The organism is Campylobacter anatolicus (assembly GCF_018145655.1).
GTDB classification, from domain to species: domain Bacteria; phylum Campylobacterota; class Campylobacteria; order Campylobacterales; family Campylobacteraceae; genus Campylobacter_A; species Campylobacter_A anatolicus.
This window is the reverse complement of the sequence record NZ_JAGSSY010000001.1, coordinates 350,208-371,734: the sequence shown is the minus strand read 5'-3', so window position 1 is coordinate 371,734 and position 21,527 is coordinate 350,208. Positions and strand designations below refer to the sequence as shown.

The following is a 21,527-nucleotide window of genomic DNA, read 5'->3' as shown; positions in this document are numbered from 1 at the left end:
AAGCCGTGCAGTTTAAATTTATTAGAACTTATAGTTATAGCCGATATAAATTCCGTGGTTTGTCTCTTTTGTATCTCCGTATTCTTCTGACTTTTTGTAGTCTGTGCGGTCAAATTTATAACCAAACTCTATCTCGTTATGAGTATCAAAGCTATAAATTCCGCCCACTTTCGCACCTAATACCCAGCCATTTAGCATTGCTTGGTTTTTATCACCGTTAAATTCCTCGGTTAGTCTGTTTGAACTTAACCCTGTATATGCACCAAATGCAATTTTAAAGCTATCATTTATAGCAGGTGTATAGTCAGCTCCAACTAAGAAGTTATGCTTTTTCCAGCTAAATTTTGAATCTTCGCTTTCTTTTGAAGTCTTTAAGTCATAGCCGTATTCGCCATAAATTCTAAATATATCAAAGTCATAACCAGCTTTTAAATTTAAGCCAAATTGACCATCACTAAGTTTGTTATTTTCGTCGTCTTTTAAAGTTGATTTAAACGAATAATCGCCACCAAAGCCTACAAACGCACCATCTGCTAAAGCAACAGAGCAAACTAATGAGCCAATAAGAGCGGCTCTAACTAAAATTTTCATATAAACTCCTTTGTAATAAAATGTGTGAACTATTTTACCCCCCCCCCCCCTAAAATTTAGCTTAAAAATCTTAAAATGTAATTTCTAAATTCAAAAAGCTTAAATTTAGAGATATTTAGCGATAATTACTACCAAAATAAATAAAATCTAGGTTTAAATTTGAATAAAAAGTTACTAATATCTGCACTTGAACCATCTGCAAATTTGCATCTTCAGCAAGTGCTAAAACACGCTAAAGAGTGCGAATTACTTGGCATTTTTGATGAGAGGTTTGGTACTCCATTTTTAAGGAGTAGTGAATTCTCGGCTATGGGATTTGTGGAGGTTTTACCACTTTATTTTAAGGCCAAAAAAGCGTTAAAGCAAATGGTAGAACTCGCAAGAAATGCTGATGTTGTGCTACTTATAGATAGTCCTGCTTTTAATATACCATTAGCAAAAGCGATAAAAGAGGCTGGGATAAAAACGCCGATCACATACTATATCTTGCCTCAAGTTTGGGCATGGAAGGCACATCGTGTGACCGCGGTTGAGAGATATTGTGATAATTTAGCATCCATATTACCATTTGATGCTAAATTTTATAACCGTGCTACCTATGTAGGGCATCCTTTGCTTGATGAGATAAGAGAGCAAAAAACAAGCGTTACGCATAATAATAAAGTTGCGTTTTTACCAGGCTCAAGGCGATCGGAGATAACACGACTTATGCCTATTTATAGGGAAGTTGCGTTAAATTTAAAAGAGCAAAAACTACTTTGTGTGCCACCATTTTTGATGGATAAGCTTGATGAGTTTTACGGAGATGTTAGTGGCTTTGAGATAGTAAATGATACACCAAAAGCTCTGCTACAAAGCGACTTTGCCTTTATCTGCTCTGGCACAGCGACCTTGGAGGCAGCACTGATTGGAACGCCGTTTGTGCTTTCTTTTAAAGCAAAAGCGATAGATGTTTTTATCGCACGTAAATTTGTCAAAGTTCGTTACGCTGGACTTGCAAACATTATGTTTGACTTTATGGGGAAAGCAGCTTTGCACGATGAGTTTATCCAAGAGCAAGTGAGCGTGAAAAATTTATTAAACGCTTATGAGCGTTGCGATAAGCAGAAATTTATATCAGGCTGCAATGAGCTAAGGGAGTATCTAAGGCACGGTAGTAGCGAAGCAGTCGCAAATATGTTAAATATAAAATAGGAGTAAAATATGAATGAGCCAATGACAATATATGGATATGAAAAGATAGAATCTGAGCTAAAGGATCTAAAGTTAAATCAACGTCCGCAGATCGTCATCGAGATAGATATAGCTCGTAGCCACGGTGATTTAAAAGAAAATGCCGAGTATCACGCTGCAAAAGAGAAGCAGTCCTTTATAGACGCACGAATTGCTGAGCTTAGTGCGATACTTGCAAATGCTGAAGTCATCGACCCTAGCACATATGAGCATGATCGTGTTAGATTTGGCTCAAATGTAACGATAATGGATATAGAAACTGAGATCGAGCATACTTATACAATAGTTGGAACACCTGAGAGCAATCTTGATCGTGGATTAATCTCAATCAAATCCCCACTAGCACGTCAACTCATCGGTAAAGCCGAAGGAGACGAAGTTGTGCTAAATTTGCCAAATGGAAGAAGTGATGTAGAGATCGTGTCAATATGTTATAAACCTATTAAATTTGAAGATTGATGCATTTAAACGATAAGATACAGATAAAAGATGGTGCGATCTTTATCTCGGACGCACACGAAAATTCTAATCGCGATGGCTTTTTGAAATTTTTAAAAGCGATTGATAGTGGTGAGATAGCTGCAACGCAGCTATTTTTAATGGGAGATATGTTTGACTTTTTGAGTTTTTATGCTACAAATACTGTACAAATTTATGCCGAGCATATTGCACTGATAAATAAAATTGCCCTTAAAATAGAGGTCATTTATATTGAGGGCAATCACGACTTTAATCTTATAAATTTATTTAAAAATGTTAAAATTTTTCCGATAGAGCTACAACCACTGCGGTGTGAAACACCATGTGGAAATAGTGTGCAGATAGCTCACGGAGATAACTTTTTACCATTCGTTAGCAGATATACACTGCTGTTTTTAAGGCTAAAATGGTTTTTAAAATTTATGAATTTTCTTGATATTTTATGCGGATATAAAATTTCAAATGCTATTTTAAGTTCCCAGATAAATAAAAAGCTTGATTATAAAATACCAAATTTTAAAGACTATATAAGCACTAAAATGCAACATTATAATGCTAAATTTATAATCGAGGGACATTATCATCAAGGTGAGATTTTCGATATAAAAGATAAAATTTATATAAATTTGCCACTTTTTGCATACGACCAAAGTTATTTTATAGTAAAATACCAAGATGAAAAACTAAAATTTGCTCGAAAGAGTCTGAAAGGACATTGATGTTTGGAGACGACGTATTAAAAACGGGCTCAAACGAGATGGAGCTTGTTGATTTTCGTATCTTTAAAAAAAGTGACAACAAAATATATGAGGGTATATATGGTGTAAATGTCGCAAAAGTGCGTGAGATCATAAAGATGCCAAATCTCACTGAGTTACCAGGAGTTCCAGCTTATATAGATGGTATATTTGATCTGCGTGGTGTTGTGATACCGGTTATAAATTTGGCCAGATGGATGAATATAGTTGAGCCAACAGATGGCGTAATAATAAAACCACGTGTGATTATTGCTGAGTTTAGCGGAATTCTTATCGGTTTTATCGTCCATGAGGCAAAGCGAATCCGTCGTATAAACTGGAAAGATATAGAGCCAGCAAATTTTGCTAGCGGTACCGGTGGTGCATTGGATAAGGGTAAGATAACAGGTGTAACACGTATAGAAAATGATGAAGTTTTGCTTATCCTTGATCTTGAAAGTATCGTTGAAGAGCTTGGTATTTACTCACCTAAGCTAGATGTGAAAATAGATGAAAGCAAAAAAGTAAAAGGTATGGCTGTTGTGCTTGATGATAGCTCTACTGCTCGTAAACTTGTAAAAGATGCCCTTGAAAAGATGGGACTAAATGTAGTTGAGGCTAAAAATGGCGTAGAGGGTTTAGAGAGAATGAATGAGCTTTATGAGAGGCTTGGCGATGATATAACTAAAGAGGTGCGTGTCATACTTAGTGATATAGAGATGCCACAGATGGATGGTTATCGTTTTGCAGCACATGTTAAAGATGATGAGAGATTTAAAGATATACCTATCGTGTTTAATTCATCTTTAAGTAACGAATTTACCGCTAATAAGAGCAAAGAAGCCGGTGGAGATGCGTATCTGACTAAATTTGATGCAAATGTATTTTATCAAGAGGTGCTTAAAGTTATAGAAGCACATTCTAAATCTGCAAAATAGGGGTAAAAAATGGATGATATGACAGAAATAACACAAGACTTTTTAGTGGAAGCCTTTGAACTTATTGAGCAGATAGATCATGATTTGGTTGAGCTTGAGGCAAATCCTGAAGATCTTGAGCTTTTAAATAGAATTTTTCGTGTAGCACATACGGTTAAAGGAAGCTCTAGCTTTTTAAATTTTGACGTCCTTACAAAGCTAACTCACCATATGGAAGACGTGCTAAATAAAGCTAGAAAGGGTGAGCTTAAAATAACTCCTGATATTATGGATGTGGTGCTTGAATCAGTTGATATGATGAAAGGTCTATTGCACGGCATACGTGATCACGGTAACGATACTGATGTTGGCATAGATATTAAAAATATTTGTGAGCGTCTGACTGCGATCTCGGAGGGTGATGAATCCGTATCAAGTGAGCCTAAGACAGAAGATAAACCTAAACTAGTTGTAGAAGAGCCAGCAGCAGAGCCTGAAAAAGAGATCAGTGATGCTGAGCTTGCAAATTTAAGTGATGCCGAAGTTGAGGCTGAGATAGAGAGACTTTTAAAAGTAAGAAAAGCTGAAGATAAAGCACGTAGAGCCGCTAAAGGCGATCAGTCAAAATCAGTCGCACCTGTGTCCGCTCAAGCACCTACGCCAAAACCAGTAACACCAAAAGATAAAGATAGTGATAAAAAGGTCCCAGCCAATAGTGGTAGTGCGGTTGCACAAGAGCAAACTATACGTGTTGAGGTAAAAAGACTTGATCATCTGATGAATCTTATTGGTGAGCTTGTTCTTGGCAAAAATAGACTCCTTAAAATTTATGATGATGTTGAGGAGCGTTATGAGGGTGAGAAGTTTTTAGAGGAGCTAAATCAAGTCGTTTCAGCTTTAAGTCTTGTAACAACTGATATACAACTTGCAGTTATGAAAACTAGAATGTTGCCAGTTGCTAAGGTATTTAATAAATTTCCACGTATGATACGTGATCTTAGCCGTGAGCTTGGCAAACAAATAGATCTTGAAATTTCAGGCGAAGAGACAGAGTTAGATAAGTCTATCGTTGAAGAGATAGGTGATCCTCTCGTGCATATCATAAGAAACTCTTGCGATCATGGTATAGAAGATCCAGAAGTTCGTCGTATAGCTGGTAAGCCAGAAAAAGGCACCGTAGAACTTAAAGCATATAATGAAGGAAATCATATCGTTATCGAGATAGTTGATGATGGCAAAGGACTTGATCCTGTTATGCTTAAGTCAAAATCCATTGAAAAAGGTATCATAACTGAGCGTGAAGCTGATACGATGAGTGATAAAGAGGCATTTGGACTTATATTTAAGCCGGGCTTTTCAACTGCGACAAAGGTTACAAATGTAAGTGGTCGCGGTGTAGGTATGGACGTTGTTAAGACAAATATTGAAAAGCTAAATGGTATCATTGATATTGATAGTGAAGTGGGTAAAGGAACGGTTATGAAGCTTAAAATTCCACTCACTCTTGCTATTATTCAGTCGTTACTTGTTGGAACTCAAGAAGAGTTTTATGCTATCCCACTTGCTAGCGTCCTTGAGACAGTACGTGTGCCGATAGATGACATATATACAATCGATGGCAAAAATGTTCTTCGTTTGCGTGATGAGGTTTTATCTCTTGTGCGTCTTTCTGATGTATTTGGAGTTAATCGCGTCTTTGAAGGAGGAGACCAAACATATGTCGTTATTATCGGTGTTGCGGAGGCAAAATTGGGCATTATAGTTGATACGTTGGTTGGTCAAGAAGAGATCGTAATAAAATCTATGGGCGATTATCTACAAAACATACCAGGTATTGCTGGTGCTACGATACGAGGAGACGGACGTGTTACTCTTATAATTGATGTTGGTGCTATGATGGAGATGGCTAAGGAGATAAAAGTAAACATTAGAGCTGAGATGGATGAGTCTAAAAACGTAAAAGAAAAACCAAGTGATTACAAAGTGCTTATCGTAGATGACTCAAAGATGGATAGAAGTATAATGCAAAAATCTCTTGAGCCAACTGGTGTAACAGTTGTTGAAGCTACAAATGGTGTTGAGGCACTCAATATCATAAAATCAGGAGAGCATATGTTTGATGCGATACTTATTGATATAGAGATGCCTAGAATGGACGGCTACACTTTGGCTGGTGAAATTCGTAAGTATTCAAAATACCGAACGCTTCCGCTAATAGCAGTAACTTCAAGAACATCAAAGTCTGATAGGCTACGTGGTGTTGAAGTAGGAATGACAGAGTATATAACTAAACCGTATTCATCAGAATATCTTGAAAATGTTGTTAGAAAAAATATAAAATTAAGCTAGGAGTTGGATATGAATGATAAATTAAATCAGATCTTAGATAAACAACGTGAACAGATTACTGGACCAGAAGTTAAAAATGATGATATAGTCCAACTTGTAGGATTTGTTGTTGGTGAAGAGGAGTATGCGATACCTATTTTAAATATCCAAGAGATCATTAAACCTATTGAATACACTCGTGTTCCAACTGTGCCTGAGTATGTTCTAGGTGTGTTTAATCTCCGCGGTAGTGTTATACCTCTTATAGATTTGCGTAAGAGATTTTCATTAAATGTAACAAAGCAAACTCCAAGCACACGTTATATCGTGATGAAAGATAGCAATAATAATATCGCAGGATTTGTGATAGATAGGCTAACAGAGGCGATTAGAATAAATAGAAATAGGATAGATCCGCCACCAGAAACTTTGGTAAAAGATAAGGGTATGATATATGGCATCGGTAAGCGTGATAACAATATCCTCACGATTTTAAAAGTTGAGAGCCTATTAAAGCGTGATTTCTAAATTAAATTTGATTAAACTTTGCGTATTTGACTTTGACTCTACTATAATGGATGGTGAGACGATAGATATGTTGGCCACCGCTTATGGTGTGGGCGATGAAGTTAGTGCAATTACTAAAAAGGCGATGGCAGGTGAGCTTGATTTTTTTGAGAGCCTAAGTCGCCGTGTCGCCTTACTTAAAGGTATGTCACTATCAAAAGCTACTGAAATTTGTGCAAATCTACCACCTATGAATGGAGCAAAAGAGCTAATAACAAATTTAAAATCTCATGGTATTAGAGTTGTTATATTTAGTGGCGGTTTTCATCTAGCAACTGATGTTATGAAAGAACGACTCGGCTATGATGAGAGCTTTGCAAATATACTACATCATAAAAATGGCGTTTTAAGCGGACTTGTGGGTGGTGAGATGATGTTTGAGGCTTCAAAAGGCGAGATGATGCAACGTTTATCACGACTTTTAAATTTAAATAAAAATGAGATAATGTGCGTAGGGGATGGTGCGAATGACTTGTCTATGTTTGAGTATTCAGGTCTTAAAATAGCTTTTTGTGCGAAAGAAATTTTAAAGCAAAAGGCAGATCATTGTATAGATAGTAAAGATATGCGTGATCTATTAAATTTAATAAAATAAGTAGGAAAATATGTATAATAATGAGGCTAAATTTTCACTTTGGTGTGATTTTATTGAGCGTGATTTTTTAGATAGTGAGTTTGCCAAACTTCTTGCAAATGGTATTATAAACGGAGCTACAAGTAACCCAGCTATATTTAAGAGTGCTTTTGTAAACTCAAATGCTTACAAAGATGTGATAGCCACATCTAGCAAACGTTATCCAAAAGATCTGTATGAAATTCTAGCTACTCAAGACATAAAAATGGCTGCAACAAAACTGTTTTCAGAGTATGCAAGCGGCAATGATGGATTTGTCAGTCTTGAAGTTGATCCAAATTTAAGCGATAATGCTGTAGCTACTATAGATGAGGGCGTTAGGCTGCACGCTACCATCGCTATGCCAAATGTTATGATAAAAATTCCAGCCACAAAAGAGGGTTTTGAGGCGATGAGTGCCTTGATGGCTCGTGGTATTAGTGTCAATGCTACGCTGATATTTTCTCCAGATCAAGCACAGAGTTGTCTTGACGCTTTTGAGAGTGGGACGAAATCTTATCAAAAACGCTTTCCAAATACTAATGTGCCAAAGGGCGTTATAAGCATATTTGTTAGCCGTTTTGATAGACTTTTGGATACTAAAATGTATGAAAAGGGGCTACCAACAGGGCAGGTTGGCATAATGAACGCAGCAAAAATTTATAATCTCATTGAAAATAGAGGCTTAGAAAACATTCGTGCTTTATTTGCTAGTACTGGTGTTAAGGGTGGCGAACTAAGAGCTGATTATTACGTTAGAGAGTTGATGTATAAAAATGCCATAAATACAGCTCCGATAGAGACCATACGTGAATTTATAAAAGAAAAAGCCGATGTTAAAACTCCACCAAGTGATCAAAATATAGATAGCTTTTTTGATGTTGTTAAAGGGTATGGTATAGATATGAATGATGTTTATCGTGAGCTTTTAAATGATGGTTTAAAGGCATTTGTTGTGGCATTTGAAGATATAATCAAAACACTTGGAAAACCACTAGATAAATAATTTAATCTTAAATTTAATATTTTTTGGTAAAATCAGCCTTTATTTTTACGAAAGGACAACAATGTTAGAAGGTATTATTAGAGAGAGTATCGGTAAAAAAGCTTCTAAAGCTTTAAGAAGAGATGGTTATCTAATCGCGAACATTTATGGTAAGGGATTAGAGAATGTTGCAGCAGCTTTTAAAGTCAATGACTTTATTAAAGAGGCTCGTAAAAAGGAGACCCTTGCGTTTGATGTAAAGGTTGGCGACAAAGTATATAACGTTGTTATCGTTGATTATCAAAAAGATGTTGTAACAAACGAACTTAAACACGTTGATCTTAAAGTCGCATTACCTGGCGTTTTATCAAAATATATGATTCCAGTTAAGCCAGTTGGTACTCCAATAGGACTTAAAAATAAAGGTGTTTTGATTCAGTCAAAGAGACGTTTAACAGTAAAATGTACAGCTGAAAACTTACCAAATTCTTTTGATATAGATGTAAGCAAGCTTGACATAGACGATACTATCTTAGTGCGTGATATAACTGCACCTGCTGGTGTTACTATTGTTGATGCTGACCGCGTTGCTGTATGCGGAGTAATTAAAGCTAAGTAACCACGGAGCTTTTGTGATACTTATTGTGGGGTTGGGTAATCCCACCCCAAAATATAAAAACACCCGCCACAACGTAGGCTTTATGCTTGTAGATGAACTAAAAAGTTCAAATTTCTCTGACATTAGTTCAACTAAATTTCAGGGAGAACTCTTTAAATATTCAAATTTATTACTACTAAAACCGACTACTTTTATGAACCTATCAGGAAATAGCGTCAAAGCCGTAAGTGACTTTTATAAGCCAGATCGCATTATCGTTATCCACGATGATTTAGATCTGCCGTTTGGTGCGATTAAATTTAAAAAAGGTGGCAGTAGTGGCGGACATAACGGCATAAAGTCCATTGATAGTTTAATAGGTAATGATTATGAGCGTGTGCGTATCGGTATCGGTCGCAAGGGTAATGCGGTAAATTTTGTTCTTGGTGAGTTTAGCGATGATGAAAAAGGACATTTGAAGCAAATTTTAGCCTATGCAAAGCAAGCAATACAAGAACTTATGCATAGTGACATAGAGAGTGTTTCACAAAAATTTACTATAAAAAAGGGCGTTGTGTGAGCCTAAGCCTATACGCACGTTACATTGGCTGGAGCTATTTTAAGGCATTTTGGGTCATATTTGGAGCTTTGGAGCTTTTTTATGTTGGTATTGATCTGCTTACAAATTTAAAAGATCTGCCAAGCTCAGCAAACATTCAGTTGCTTTATTTGGGTTTGACTGCACTTACGGCGGTAAGCTATGTTATGCCGATTTCGCTGGTTTTTGCTCTAATTTTAACGCATATAAATATGGTTCGCTCAAATGAACTTGTTAGCTTTTATGCACTTGGAATTAGTAAAAATGCCCTAATAAAACCGCCATTTATCATTGCACTTATGATTACGCTTATATATATTGGACTTAACTGCACACCATTTGCATATGCATATGATTATCAGAAAAATATCTCAAAAAGTGCAAGTTTTTCTAAAAGCACAAAGGATGCATTTTTAAAATTTGATGGTAAATTTATCTATATAAAAGAGCTAAATGCCTTTGAAAAGAGTGCAACTGACGTGCGGATATTTGATACAAATGCCACTCTTTTGCACTCGGTAATTACGGCAAACTCAGCTAAATTTAAAGATGATACGTGGCAGTTGAATGATGTAAATGTGACAAAGCTACCTAAGACACTTGTGCTTGGTGGCGAAGGATTATTAGTGCAGAATTTTGAGCATCATAAAGCACTTAGTGGCTTTGCACCAAAGAGTATAGAGAGTGCAAACGCCGCACAAAATGCAAATTTTAGCATACCTGATACGCTTGGATTTATCTTTACGTTTAAAGATGAAGGTGTTGGGCTAAGGAGTGCAAAGTCGGTACTTTATAGCCTTGCGATTGCTCCATTTTTTGCACCATTTTTAATGCTTATACTCTACTATCATCTGCCTGTAACTGGGCGATTTTTCAACCTTGCGTTTTCAAGTTTTATTTTTGTTTTGATTACGCTTATTGTTTGGGGAGTTTTATTTTTACTCACTAGATTTTCTCAAAATTCAGTCATTTTACCTGAACTTGGTATAATGCTACCTGTTTTTTTACTAATATTTTATGCTTTATACTTGCTAAAATCTCATCGTTAAGCCAAATTTTGGCATTTTTTGTGTAAAATCTAACCATTTTAACAAAGGCTATTTTTATGGATTTTAAAGCTCTAGCACAAAAATATGGCACACCACTTTATGTTTATGATTTTGATTATATCTCTTCTCGCTATAACGAGCTAAAAAACGCATTTTCAGCGAGAAAATCTCTCGTTTGCTATGCCGTAAAAGCAAACTCAAATTTAAGTGTATTAAAGCTTTTAGCCTCTCTTGGGGCGGGGTTTGATTGCGTTAGTATCGGCGAAGTCAGACGCGTATTGCTTGCTGGGGCGAAAAAATATAATGTCATTTTAAGTGGAGTTGGTAAGCGTGATGATGAGCTAGCTGAGGCTTTGCAGAGCGAAATTTTAATGATAAATTTAGAGAGCGAAGCTGAGATGTATCGCTTAGAAAATATCGCAAAAAGTCTAAGTAAAACTGCACGCATTAGTATTAGAGTTAATCCTAATGTGGATGCAAAAACTCACCCATATATCTCAACTGGATTAAATGAGAATAAATTTGGCGTTGATATAAACACTGCTAAAAGGATGTATATCCACGCTAAAAATTCGCCAAATTTAGAGCCAATAGGTGTGCATTTTCACATAGGTTCACAACTAACAGACATCGCCCCCATCATTGAAGCAGCTGGTGTTGTGAGTGAGCTTATGCGTGAGCTTAAGGCGATTGATATTGATATTAAATTTTTTGATGTTGGTGGTGGCCTTGGTATCATCTATCAAAACGAGAATCAAGTTAGCCTATATGACTACGCACAGGGTATTTTAGCTAAGCTTGCCGGTCAAGATGTTACCATTGTGTGTGAACCAGGTCGTTTTATCGTAGGAAATGCTGGCTATTTTCTAACTAGTGTTTTGTATGAAAAATTTAATAAAAATAGGCGTTTTGTAATTGTTGATGGTGCTATGAATGATTTAATCAGACCTAGCCTATATGGTGCGTATCACGATATAAATGTGATTGGTAAGGACATTGGTGCTGGAGCTTGTGACGTGGTGGGTCCGGTGTGTGAGAGTGGCGATTTTTTCGGCAAAAATTTAAATTTACCGGTGTGTGAGAGTGGCGATGTGATTGCAGTTAAGAGTGCTGGGGCGTATGGGTTTAGCATGTCAAGCAACTATAACACTCGCTCACGTGCGGCAGAAGTGGCGATACAAAGTGATGAAAATGGTGTAAAAAGTGATAGATTAATACGTCGCCGCGAGAGCTTTGATGATGTTATTGCATTAGAACGTGAGTTTATTTAGGAGATAAAAATGCAAGAGATAAATGAGTTAAGACGCCACATAGATGCCATAGATGATGAAATTTTAAAAAAACTAAATGAGCGTATGGAGTTTGTTAAAAATATTGGCAAATTAAAACAAACTAGCGGAGTTCCGATATATCGCCCTGAGCGTGAAAGGTCTATTATAAATCGCTTAATAAACGAGGGCAAGGATGGACCATTAAACAAGGCTGCGATAGAGGCGATATATCTTGAAATTTTTGCTGTGAGTAGAAATTTAGAAATGCCACAAAAGATAGCCTATCTAGGTCCTGAAGGGACGTATTCGCACCAAGCAGCTGAGAGTCGTTTTGGTGCGATGAGTGAGTATCTGCCACTTGCTAGCATTGAAGCGGTTTTTACAAAGCTATCACAAAAAGAGGCAAAATATGGTGTTGTGCCTATAGAAAATAATACCGAGGGAGCAGTGGGGACTACGCTTGATTGTTTTAGAAAATTTGATGGTATAAAGATAGTGGCTGAGCTTTATCTTGACATTCATCATAGTTTTGTAAGCATTAGTGAAAATTTAAAGGATATTAAGCGAATTTATTCACATCCACAAGGATATAATCAGTGCCGTAAATTTTTAGAAGATCATATGCTTTTAGATATTGAATTTATCCCTGCTAAATCGACATCAGAGGCAGCTTTTTTAGCCTCACAGCAAAGTGATACGGCGGCTATTTGTTCTAAAATCGCAGCTAAAATTCATAATGTACCTATCCTTTATGAAACAATAGAGGACAATATGGCAAATCGCACACGTTTTTTGATACTAAGTGATTTTAAAAATGCACGAACAGATAATGCAAAAACGTCAATATTAGCTAAGACCGATCATAGACCGGGTAGTCTTGTGAATCTGCTACAAATTTTTAAAAATGAAAATATAAACATCACAAAGCTTGAAAGTCGACCACTAAAACAGCGTGAGTTTAAGTCTGTTTTTTATATAGATTTTGAAGGGCATATCGACGATGAACGCGTAAAAAACGTATTTGAAGCGGTCAGTGAATGTGGTGCTGAGATCACTTGGCTGGGAAGTTATTTAAATGGAGATGAGTGATGAGATTTAATGAAGAACTAAAAAATTTAGTAAATTATGAGGCAGGCAAACCCATAGAGCTAGTTGTGCGTGAGTTTGGTATAGAGGCAAAAGATGTGATAAAATTAGCGAGCAATGAAAATCCATTTGGCGTAAGTCCAATGGTAGTTGAGGCGATAAAAAGTGTCGCTATTAACGCACATTTGTATCCAGATGATAGCTATTTTGAGCTTAAAAATGCACTTGCTAATAAATTTAAAGTTGATGCAAAAAATATCATAATCGGAGCAGGAAGTGATCAAGTCATTGAATATGCCATCCACGCAAAAGCAAATGCAAACTCGGCTGTGCTAATGGCTGGTGTAACCTTTGCGATGTATGAGATTTATGCCAAACAAGTGGGGTCTAAGGTGTATCGCACAAGATCGCAAGAGCATAATTTAGACGAGTTTAAAGAGATTTACAGAGCTTATAAAGATGAAATTTCTATAATATTTTTATGTATTCCAAATAACCCACTTGGTGATTGTTTGGATGTGGAAGAGATTTATAAATTTATAAATGAAATTGATAAAGATACGCTCATAGTTCTTGATTGTGCTTATAATGAGTTTGCTAAATTTAAAGATGCTAAAAAGGCTATAGAGCCAAGCGATATTATAAAGCTTAGAAACGTTATATATCTTGGCACATTTTCAAAAGCTTATGGTTTGGGCGGTATGCGTGTTGGTTACGGTATTGCAAATGAAGAGATTATTTGTGAATTTGGTAAACTAAGAGCACCATTTAACATAACGACACTTAGCTTAAAAGCTGCCATTGAAGCATTAAAAGATGATAAATTTGTAGATGATTGTATTAAAAGCAACTTTGAGCAGATGAAACGATACGAGAGTTTTGCCTGTGAAAATGGTATAGAATTTATCAAAAGCTATACAAATTTTATAACATTTAAATTTAAAGAGCAAAGTGCGACGGACATATCGCAAAAAATGTTAAAAAAAGGTATAATTTTACGAGATCTAAAAAGCTACGGCTTAAATGCGTTTCGTATAACAATCGGACAATCGTGGCAAAATGATAGGGTATTTGAAGAGTTAAAGCAAATTTTAAAGTGAGAATATGGATTTTAAGGCGTTACTTCAACAGATAAGTCAAATTTTTCAAAAGCTTACATTAAAGCAAAAGCTAGTTGCGGCTAGCTCCGTAGTCGTAGTCGTTGGTTTTTTAGTATTTTTAAGCATTTATAAAGATATGAAGAGTGATGGTTATGCTGGTTATAGCGTATTGTTTGAAAATATAAATCCAAGCGATTCTGCTTTAATAGTTGATCAATTAAATAAAGATGGTGTGAGCTATAAACTTGCAAATGAAGGCACTATACTTGTGCCAACTAGCGATGTTTATAAGGAGCGTATAGCTGTTGCTACACTAGGAATCCCAAAAGAGAGCAAGATAGGCTTTGAAATTTTTGATAAGCAGGAGTTTGGTGCGACAGACGCCGAGCAACGCGTAAAATATCAACGTGCATTAGAAGGAGAGCTGGCCCGAACTATCGAGAGTCTATCATCTATACAAAAAGCGATCGTGCGTATAGCGATACCGAAAGAGACGGTCTTTACTGAGCGTCAGTCACCACCGACTGCGTCTATAGTTGTTGAGCTAAAACCAGGTGTTAGCCTAAATGCAAAGCAAATTTTTGGTATCAAAAACCTCGTCGCTGCAGCTGTTACAAACTTAAATGCTGAAAATGTAAAAATAGTAAATCAAGATGGCATAGCTTTAGGTGAAGAGGATGGTGAGTTTGATAGTGATATGATAGCACAACAAATTCGCTACAAACGTGAATTTGAAAATAACTATGAACAAAAAATAATCAATGTCTTAACTCCTATCGTAGGCGGTGCAGATAGAGTGGTGGCGAAAGTAAATATAGATTTTGACTTTGATAAAAAAGACATACAAAGTGAAATTTATGACCCAAATAACGTAGTGCGAAGCGAAAGTAATATCGAAGAGAAGCGACAAGGCAGTTCTCCAAATGAAATTCAAGGTGTCCCTGGTGCGGTGAGTAACATAGGTCCAGTGCAAGGGCTTGGAGATAATAATATAAAAGAGCAATACAACAAAAGCTCGCAGCAGACAAATTATGAAATTTCAAAGAAAGTTACAAGTGTCAAAGGGCAGTTTGCATCGATTGTGCGAGTAAGTGCTGCTGTAGTTGTTGATGGCTCATACCAAAATAAAAAAGATGAAAATGGTAACGATACAGGTGAGCTTGAATATGTGCCGCTTACTCAAGTTCAAAAAGACTCTATAACAAATTTAATACGCCAAGCCATAGGTTATAATGCACAGCGTGGCGATGAGGTAACACTTGATAATTTTGAGTTTAAATTAAACGATAGTATTAGTACAACTCAAAAAGTAGATAGCTTTATGCAAACTTATTTAATGCCTTTTATGCCGATATTTAAGTATATTTTTGCTGCATTTTTACTATATCTATTCTATAAAAAAGTAATCTTAATATTTATGCAAAAGATGATCGAGCAAACTCAAGAAGATGATGAGCAGATTTTACAAGATCAGCTTGAAGATATTGAGATGGATACTGAAGATACGCTTGAAAAATTTAAAGCAGCACGCAAAAAAGTCGAGGAGCAGCTTGGCATAAGCGGAGACTTTAACGAAGATGAGCTTAGGTATGATGTATTGCTTGAGAAGATGAAAACGATAGTTGTCGAACGCAACGAAGAGATTGCAACGCTGCTTCAAGATATGGTTAAAAATGATAGCGACTTTAATATGCGTAAGGAAATTTAATGTCAATAAAGCTAACCGAACAGCAAAAGATAATCTACGATGATCTTTCGATGCCAGAAAAGATCGCCATACTGCTTATCCAGCTAGGCGAAGAGGCAACTAGCCTTATATTTTCACATATGGATGTTGATGTTATTACCGATATTTCAGGATATATTGCAACGGCTAAAAATATAGATAAAAATGTAGCAGCAGCTATACTTGAAGAATTTTATGCTCTTATGCAGTCAAATCAATATATGAGAAGTGGTGGTTTAGAGTATGCAAAAGAGATACTTTACCGCACGTTTGGACCAGAGACTGCACAGAAAATTTTAGATAAACTTGCTAAAAGTATGGAAAATACAAAGAGTTTTGGATATCTTGCTAAGATAAAGCCACAACAACTTGCTGATTTTATCATTAAAGAGCATCCGCAGACGATAGCACTTATATTAGCGCATATGGATGCCACAAGTGCGGCTGAGACACTTAGTTATTTTTCAGATGAGCTTAGAAGCGAGGTCGTTATACGTATGGCAAATCTAGGAGATATAAGTCCATCTGTGATAAAGCGTGTCTCAACAGTGCTTGAAGGTAAGCTAGAAAGTCTTACCTCTTATAAGGTTGAAGTTGGTGGTCCTAGAGCGGTGGCAGAGGTGCTTAATAGACTTGGGCAAAAAGCTAGCAAGGCGACTATTGAGCGTATTGAAGAAAGTGATGATAAACTTGCAACAACCATTAAAGAGCTTATGTTTACATTTGAAGATATTGTCAATCTTAATGCAAATGCTATTAGAGAAATCCTTAAAAATGTTGACAAAAAGGATCTTATGGTAGCATTTAAAGGTGCAAGTGATGGCATAAAAGATAAATTTTATACTAATATGTCTCAACGTGCGGCTGATGCTTTCAAAGAGGAGATGGGCTATTTGGGGGCAGTGCGTGTTAAAGATGTTGAAGAGGCACAACGTCGTATTGTAGAAGTGGTACAAGAGTTGGCGAACCAAGGTATATTCCAAGTTGGCGAAGCGGATGAGATGATAGAATGAAAAGTAGCGTAATTACAAACGAAACATCATCGGCACATTTTATTGAAAATTATCGATTTAAAGTGCTTGGCAGCGAACAACGAGTAGATGATCATAGAGATAAAGTGGCTTTAAATGAAAATTCTACGGATAAAGTCGAGCAAGATAGTACTTCAAATTTTATCCAAAATCAGCTAGAACAAAGTCAAAGTTCAGAGCAAAATCAAAGTAATCAAGCTAGAGATTTTAGCAGTTTTGATGTAAATTTTGTCGAAGAGCTACTTAAAAAGACAGATGAATTAAGTGAAAATATCGTAAAACTACAAATGCAGATAGAAAATCAAGAGAGCGAGTTTAATAGACGTCTTGAAGCTGAGGTCGCACGAGCCAAAGATGATGGAAAAGCTGAAGGTATAGCACAAACTAGTAGTGAGTATGAGATAAAATTTAAAGAGCTTGAGACGCGTTTTGTTTCAAGCATAGCAAAACTTGATGATGAATATAACAAATTTGATGAGTTTTTAAAACGTAGTGAAGATGAGCTAAGTATCGCAGCTGTTGGTATCGCAAAAGAGGTGATATTAAAAGAGATATCAGCAAACTCAAATGCTATCGCTTATACCTTGGCAAGTTCGCTTGTGCGTGATCTAAATGATGCAAGAAATATACAAATCAGAGTAAATCCAAGCGATAGCGAATACCTCAAAATTCAGTTTGACAAGCAAGAACACATAAAGATTATCGCAGATGATGCTGTCGGAAAAGGTGGAGTTGTTATAATTAGCGAAGCTGGAAATATCGATGCAACGATACAAACGCGTTTTGAGAAGCTTAAAAATTTGGTTGGCGAGTAATGCAGAAATTTGAGAATTTAAAAAATTTAGACATAAAAGGACTTGAAAAACTCTGCCATAATCTACGAGAGAGAATTCTTCAAGTAGTTAGTAAAAATGGCGGACACCTTAGCTCAAACATCGGTGCAGTCGAGATCATCGTTGCTATGCACTATGTATTTGATGTGCGAAAAGATCCGTTTATATTTGATGTCAGTCACCAAAGCTACGCGCATAAACTATTAAGTGGACGTTGGGAGAGCTTTGATACGTTGCGTAAATTTGGCGGCATAAGTGGCTATACAAAGCCATGTGAGAGCGAGTATGATTATTTTGTCGCAGGACATAGTTCTACATCGATCTCGTTAGCTGTTGGTGCAGGAAAGGCTATAAGGCTAAAAGGGGAAGATCGCATACCAGTTGCGGTGATAGGCGATGGATCGTTAAGTGGTGGTATGGCTTATGAGGCGTTAAATGAGCTAGGAGATCGCAAATACCCATGTGTGATAATCCTAAACGATAATGAGATGAGTATTAGCCGTCCAATAGGGGCTTTGAGTAAATATCTTAGTCAGATGATGGCAGGGCAGTTTTATCAAAATTTTAAAAGTAGAGTGGATAAATTTTTAAGCTATATGCCTGACTCTGCGGCGTATATGGCTCGTAGGATGGAGGAGGGCATACGGCTTATTACTCCTGGAATGTTCTTTGAAGAACTTGGACTTGAATACATTGGCCCAGTTGATGGACACGATATAAGTTCGCTCATTAGCACGATGCAAACGGCAAAGGCGATGGGTAAACCTGTGATTTTACATGCTCAAACACTTAAGGGCAAGGGCTATGAGTATGCTGAAGGTCATTATGCTGGTTGGCATGGAGTCGGTCCATTTGATATAAAAAGTGGAGAATTTATAAAAAAGCAATCAGTAAAATCGGCCACGGCAATATATAGCCAACATCTACTTAAAATGGCAGAGGCTCATAACGACATAGTAGGAGTTACCGCTGCAATGCCCACAGGTACCGGGCTTGATGCGTTAATAGCTAAGTATCCTGAGAGATTTTGGGATGTGGCGATCGCAGAGCAACACGCAGTAACCTCAATGTCAGCTATGGCAAAAGAGGGCTTTAAGCCATTTGTTACTATATACTCAACATTTATGCAACGAGCATATGATCAGCTCATACACGATGCTTGTATTTTAAATTTAAATATCACATTTGCGATGGATAGGGCGGGGATCGTGGGAGAGGACGGCGAGACGCACCAAGGAGCATTTGACATAAGTTTTTTTAATGCCATACCAAATGTCGTGATGTTTGCACCCAGAAGTGAAATTAGTATGAAAAAAATAATGGAATTTGCTTATGAGTATCGCGGTGTTAGTGCATTTAGATACCCACGTGGAGCATTTTTACTTAATGATAGTGAGTTTGGAGTAGACGAGATACGTTTTGCTAAGGGAGAAATTTTACTAGATGCTAATAGCAATGTAGCTTTGATAGGCTATGGTAATGGTGTAGGAAGAGCAAATGCAGTAAGAAAGCTTATAAAAGATGAGCTTGATGTAGCACTTGTGGATCTTATCTTTATAAAGCCACTTGATAAAGAGCTACTTTTAAATTTAAGTAAAAAGTATAAACGTTGGTATGTATTTAGCGATAGTGCGAAAAAGGGTGGCGTGGGAGATATACTAAGTAGCTTTTTGCAAGAGCAGAAAATTTATGATGTCAGTGTGAAAAGCTATGAATATGCCGATGAGTTCATACCGCACGGAGCGATAGTTGATGTTGAGCGACATCTTGGAATTTTACCAGAACAGATAGCAAGTAAAATATTAACAGATAATTAATATTATCTAATAAAGCTAAATTTAAATTTAATTCTGATAGTATTGTTAAAAATAAAATTAGGATAACATAATGCAATACGTTTCACTACTAAAACAATCAGGTCTAAAAGTAACCCCACAACGTATAAGTGTTTTAAAGGTGCTTGACCGCCACACTCATCCGACGATAGATGAGCTTTATGCTGAAATTTTAAAAGAGAGTCCGTCAGTATCTTTGGCAACTGTTTATAAAAATTTAAATACATTAAAAGACGAAGGGCTAGTCATAGAGGTAAATGTAGCCAATCAAAAACCTCGATATGATATATACGAACATCCACATATACACGTAGTTTGTCAGACTTGTGGACACGTTGAAGATGTTGGCTACGACGATGCAAGTATAGGAGAGTATCAGCAGAAACTGGAGCAAAAGATAGGCAATTTTATCGAGAGATTAAATTTAGTTGCGATTGTGAAAAATTGTAAGCATTGCAGGTAAAAGCTGAGATAAAACTATAAATTTAAGCCGCAACTTGCTAGAATATAGGAAAATTTTTAGGAGAGTTGCATGGGCTTAGAGATAGAGCGTAAATTTCTTCTTAAAAATGAAAATATTATTGAGTTTTTAAGTAATGAGGGCGTGAGCTTTAAACGTCTAAATATACTTCAGTTTTATACTAAAATTTCAAAAAACGATGAGATCCGCTACCGTAGTGAGAGTGGCAAATTTATAAAAACTATAAAATTTGGTAGTGATTTGGTGCGTGAAGAAAATGAGAGCGAGTGCGATGAGAGTGAGTTTAAAGATGCTCTTAAAAACCGCATAGGATCACTTATTACAAAGAATCGTTACCTTTTTCGTATAAATAACAACCCTTGCAACATTGACATTTTTGATGGCGATTTGAATGGACTTTGCATCTTTGAAGTGGAGTTTAAAGACGAAGCAGAAGCGGTGTATTATCAGCTACCAAGTTTTCTTTTAAATTTTGTAGCAATAGATGTAACCTGTGATAAACGCTACAAAAACAAACACATAGCACTTTATGGCAACCCACACGCTAGTTTTGAGCTAGAAAGAGTCTTTGACGTGCTTGGAAATAGCACTAATTTGGAGCTAAATTTACCTAAAAATTTAAAAAGCAAGGATGCCTTACGTGTGCTATTTTTTAAACTCTATAAAGAAATTTGTGCGAAAAAAAGTGAGTATGAGAGTAGCGACGATGATGAAGCGTTACATCAGTTTCGTATAAATTTGCGTAAAATACGCTCAATATTAAAAGCTTTTGATGGCGTTTTTGATAAAAAGATCACTAAAATTTTTAGTGATGAGTTTAAAAACTTAGCAAATTTAACAAATACAACGCGTGATTTAGACGTATTTTTGCAGTTTTTAAAAAAACAAAAACATAGCGATGAGATAGTTTCTTTTATCACTCAAGCAAGAGCAGTTCAGAGTAAGCAACTTAAAGAGATTTTAAGCGATGATAAAAAAAATGAGTTTTTAAAGGAGTGGGAGCTATTTTTGCTTGAAGATAGCAGCTTTTATATTGGTGAGTTTGGCAGTAGTAGTATCGTGCAAATTTCTGCAAAGAGACTGCGTAATGAGCTAGTAGCCCTTCAGCGTCAAATTTCACGTTTAAATGATAGTTGTGAAAATGAAAGCTTTCATAAGATTCGCATTGAGTTAAAACGACTTCGCTATGTTTATGATAGTTTCTCTCATCTTTTTTATATTAAAGAATTTGATAAATTTAGTAAACGACTTAGATTTATGCAGGAGCTTTTTGGGGATTTACAAGACCGCGATATATGGCTAGGAATTCTTAAAAATATGCCACTTGGCGAAAATTTAGCTAAAATAGAGAATAAAATTTATAGACAAATTTATAAACTTCGTGAAAAGATACTGAAAAAGAACATCAAATTTATGCGTAGCTCACGCATTATATCACGAAGCTTAAAAATTTATTATATTTAAAAGG

General features: G+C 36.3%; 21 protein-coding genes. 20 read left to right on the top strand and 1 reads right to left on the bottom strand.

All coding sequences use genetic code 11. From position 1 onward, the window contains the following. Positions 1 to 21: 21 nt before the first annotated feature. A complete protein-coding gene (locus KDE13_RS01870) occupies positions 22 to 591 on the bottom strand; it encodes an outer membrane beta-barrel protein (RefSeq protein ID WP_212140095.1) in 570 nt (189 codons plus the stop codon). Positions 592 to 750: 159 nt separating this feature from the next. On the opposite strand from KDE13_RS01870, the gene lpxB reads away from it, so the two are divergent. The 20 genes from lpxB to KDE13_RS01770 all read left to right on the top strand — a co-directional run bounded on the left by lpxB (position 751) and on the right by KDE13_RS01770 (position 21,523). Continuing rightward, entirely contained in the window at positions 751 to 1,785 is a 1,035-nt protein-coding gene (gene lpxB, locus KDE13_RS01865; protein ID WP_212140096.1) for a lipid-A-disaccharide synthase, read from the top strand. A gap of 9 nt (positions 1,786 to 1,794) precedes the next feature. Next, positions 1,795 to 2,283, top strand: coding sequence for a transcription elongation factor GreA (gene greA, locus KDE13_RS01860; protein WP_212140097.1), 489 nt, complete (start codon positions 1,795 to 1,797; stop codon positions 2,281 to 2,283). Continuing rightward, positions 2,283 to 3,023 carry a UDP-2,3-diacylglucosamine diphosphatase gene (locus KDE13_RS01855; RefSeq protein ID WP_212140098.1) on the top strand — a complete coding sequence of 247 codons (741 nt, stop codon included), beginning with the start codon at positions 2,283 to 2,285 and terminating at the stop codon, positions 3,021 to 3,023. Before greA ends, KDE13_RS01855 begins: the two co-directional genes overlap by 1 nt. Continuing rightward, positions 3,023 to 3,979 carry a chemotaxis protein gene (locus KDE13_RS01850; RefSeq protein WP_212140099.1) on the top strand — a complete coding sequence of 319 codons (957 nt, stop codon included), beginning with the start codon at positions 3,023 to 3,025 and terminating at the stop codon, positions 3,977 to 3,979. The genes KDE13_RS01855 and KDE13_RS01850 overlap by 1 nt, the downstream gene beginning before the upstream one ends. A gap of 9 nt (positions 3,980 to 3,988) precedes the next feature. After that, a complete protein-coding gene (locus KDE13_RS01845; protein ID WP_212142695.1) occupies positions 3,989 to 6,307 on the top strand; it encodes a hybrid sensor histidine kinase/response regulator in 2,319 nt (772 codons plus the stop codon). Positions 6,308 to 6,316: 9 nt separating this feature from the next. After that, positions 6,317 to 6,814: a chemotaxis protein CheW gene (locus tag KDE13_RS01840; RefSeq protein ID WP_212140101.1), complete on the top strand. Its 498-nt coding sequence runs from the start codon at positions 6,317 to 6,319 to the stop codon at positions 6,812 to 6,814. A gap of 7 nt (positions 6,815 to 6,821) precedes the next feature. Further along, positions 6,822 to 7,448 carry a phosphoserine phosphatase SerB gene (serB, locus tag KDE13_RS01835; protein WP_212142826.1) on the top strand — a complete coding sequence of 209 codons (627 nt, stop codon included), beginning with the start codon at positions 6,822 to 6,824 and terminating at the stop codon, positions 7,446 to 7,448. 10 nt (positions 7,449 to 7,458) lie between these two features. Beyond that, a complete protein-coding gene (locus KDE13_RS01830) occupies positions 7,459 to 8,472 on the top strand; it encodes a transaldolase (RefSeq protein WP_212142694.1) in 1,014 nt (337 codons plus the stop codon). Between the two features lie 61 nt (positions 8,473 to 8,533). Beyond that, a complete protein-coding gene (locus KDE13_RS01825; RefSeq protein WP_212140103.1) occupies positions 8,534 to 9,070 on the top strand; it encodes a 50S ribosomal protein L25/general stress protein Ctc in 537 nt (178 codons plus the stop codon). Positions 9,071 to 9,083: 13 nt separating this feature from the next. Next, positions 9,084 to 9,629, top strand: coding sequence for an aminoacyl-tRNA hydrolase (gene pth, locus KDE13_RS01820; RefSeq protein ID WP_212142693.1), 546 nt, complete (start codon positions 9,084 to 9,086; stop codon positions 9,627 to 9,629). Then, entirely contained in the window at positions 9,626 to 10,696 is a 1,071-nt protein-coding gene (locus KDE13_RS01815; RefSeq protein WP_212142692.1) for an LptF/LptG family permease, read from the top strand. The genes pth and KDE13_RS01815 overlap by 4 nt, the downstream gene beginning before the upstream one ends. A 56-nt stretch (positions 10,697 to 10,752) precedes the next feature. Then, positions 10,753 to 11,967 (top strand): diaminopimelate decarboxylase, encoded by a 1,215-nt coding sequence (lysA, locus tag KDE13_RS01810; RefSeq protein ID WP_212142691.1) that lies wholly within the window; start codon positions 10,753 to 10,755, stop codon positions 11,965 to 11,967. A 9-nt stretch (positions 11,968 to 11,976) separates the two neighbouring features. Then, positions 11,977 to 13,056, top strand: coding sequence for a prephenate dehydratase (pheA, locus tag KDE13_RS01805; RefSeq protein ID WP_212140107.1), 1,080 nt, complete (start codon positions 11,977 to 11,979; stop codon positions 13,054 to 13,056). Continuing rightward, positions 13,056 to 14,153, top strand: a complete 1,098-nt coding sequence (gene hisC, locus KDE13_RS01800) for a histidinol-phosphate transaminase (protein WP_212140526.1) — start codon at positions 13,056 to 13,058, stop codon at positions 14,151 to 14,153. Before pheA ends, hisC begins: the two co-directional genes overlap by 1 nt. A 4-nt stretch (positions 14,154 to 14,157) precedes the next feature. Continuing rightward, the gene (gene fliF / locus KDE13_RS01795) at positions 14,158 to 15,861 is read left to right on the top strand and encodes a flagellar basal-body MS-ring/collar protein FliF (RefSeq protein ID WP_212140108.1); all 1,704 of its coding nucleotides are present in this window, start codon (positions 14,158 to 14,160) and stop codon (positions 15,859 to 15,861) included. Further along, a complete protein-coding gene (gene fliG, locus KDE13_RS01790; protein ID WP_212140109.1) occupies positions 15,861 to 16,892 on the top strand; it encodes a flagellar motor switch protein FliG in 1,032 nt (343 codons plus the stop codon). Before fliF ends, fliG begins: the two co-directional genes overlap by 1 nt. After that, entirely contained in the window at positions 16,889 to 17,725 is an 837-nt protein-coding gene (gene fliH / locus KDE13_RS01785) for a flagellar assembly protein FliH (protein ID WP_212140110.1), read from the top strand. The genes fliG and fliH overlap by 4 nt, the downstream gene beginning before the upstream one ends. Next, positions 17,725 to 19,560: a 1-deoxy-D-xylulose-5-phosphate synthase gene (dxs, locus tag KDE13_RS01780; protein ID WP_212142690.1), complete on the top strand. Its 1,836-nt coding sequence runs from the start codon at positions 17,725 to 17,727 to the stop codon at positions 19,558 to 19,560. Before fliH ends, dxs begins: the two co-directional genes overlap by 1 nt. Positions 19,561 to 19,630: 70 nt before the next feature. After that, positions 19,631 to 20,041 (top strand): Fur family transcriptional regulator, encoded by a 411-nt coding sequence (locus KDE13_RS01775; RefSeq protein WP_212140112.1) that lies wholly within the window; start codon positions 19,631 to 19,633, stop codon positions 20,039 to 20,041. A gap of 69 nt (positions 20,042 to 20,110) precedes the next feature. Beyond that, complete coding sequence (locus KDE13_RS01770; protein WP_212142689.1) at positions 20,111 to 21,523, top strand: CYTH and CHAD domain-containing protein; 1,413 nt, start codon at positions 20,111 to 20,113, stop codon at positions 21,521 to 21,523. The last annotated feature ends 4 nt before the right edge of the window (positions 21,524 to 21,527 follow it).

What these genes read in the sequence shown, in the direction of transcription:
- fliG (WP_212140109.1), top strand. Translation starts at nt 15,861, where the DNA reads ATGTCAATAAAGCTAACCGAACAGCAAAAGATAATCTACGATGATCTT.
- greA (WP_212140097.1), top strand. Translation starts at nt 1,795, where the DNA reads ATGAATGAGCCAATGACAATATATGGATATGAAAAGATAGAATCTGAG.
- KDE13_RS01840 (WP_212140101.1), top strand. Translation starts at nt 6,317, where the DNA reads ATGAATGATAAATTAAATCAGATCTTAGATAAACAACGTGAACAGATT.
- KDE13_RS01825 (WP_212140103.1), top strand. Translation starts at nt 8,534, where the DNA reads ATGTTAGAAGGTATTATTAGAGAGAGTATCGGTAAAAAAGCTTCTAAA.
- fliH (WP_212140110.1), top strand. Translation starts at nt 16,889, where the DNA reads ATGAAAAGTAGCGTAATTACAAACGAAACATCATCGGCACATTTTATT.
- KDE13_RS01855 (WP_212140098.1), top strand. Translation starts at nt 2,283, where the DNA reads ATGCATTTAAACGATAAGATACAGATAAAAGATGGTGCGATCTTTATC.
- KDE13_RS01770 (WP_212142689.1), top strand. Translation starts at nt 20,111, where the DNA reads ATGGGCTTAGAGATAGAGCGTAAATTTCTTCTTAAAAATGAAAATATT.
- dxs (WP_212142690.1), top strand. Translation starts at nt 17,725, where the DNA reads ATGCAGAAATTTGAGAATTTAAAAAATTTAGACATAAAAGGACTTGAA.
- KDE13_RS01845 (WP_212142695.1), top strand. Translation starts at nt 3,989, where the DNA reads ATGGATGATATGACAGAAATAACACAAGACTTTTTAGTGGAAGCCTTT.
- KDE13_RS01850 (WP_212140099.1), top strand. Translation starts at nt 3,023, where the DNA reads ATGTTTGGAGACGACGTATTAAAAACGGGCTCAAACGAGATGGAGCTT.
- KDE13_RS01775 (WP_212140112.1), top strand. Translation starts at nt 19,631, where the DNA reads ATGCAATACGTTTCACTACTAAAACAATCAGGTCTAAAAGTAACCCCA.
- hisC (WP_212140526.1), top strand. Translation starts at nt 13,056, where the DNA reads ATGAGATTTAATGAAGAACTAAAAAATTTAGTAAATTATGAGGCAGGC.
- fliF (WP_212140108.1), top strand. Translation starts at nt 14,158, where the DNA reads ATGGATTTTAAGGCGTTACTTCAACAGATAAGTCAAATTTTTCAAAAG.
- KDE13_RS01830 (WP_212142694.1), top strand. Translation starts at nt 7,459, where the DNA reads ATGTATAATAATGAGGCTAAATTTTCACTTTGGTGTGATTTTATTGAG.
- pheA (WP_212140107.1), top strand. Translation starts at nt 11,977, where the DNA reads ATGCAAGAGATAAATGAGTTAAGACGCCACATAGATGCCATAGATGAT.
- KDE13_RS01870 (WP_212140095.1), bottom strand. Translation starts at nt 591, where the DNA reads ATGAAAATTTTAGTTAGAGCCGCTCTTATTGGCTCATTAGTTTGCTCT.
- lysA (WP_212142691.1), top strand. Translation starts at nt 10,753, where the DNA reads ATGGATTTTAAAGCTCTAGCACAAAAATATGGCACACCACTTTATGTT.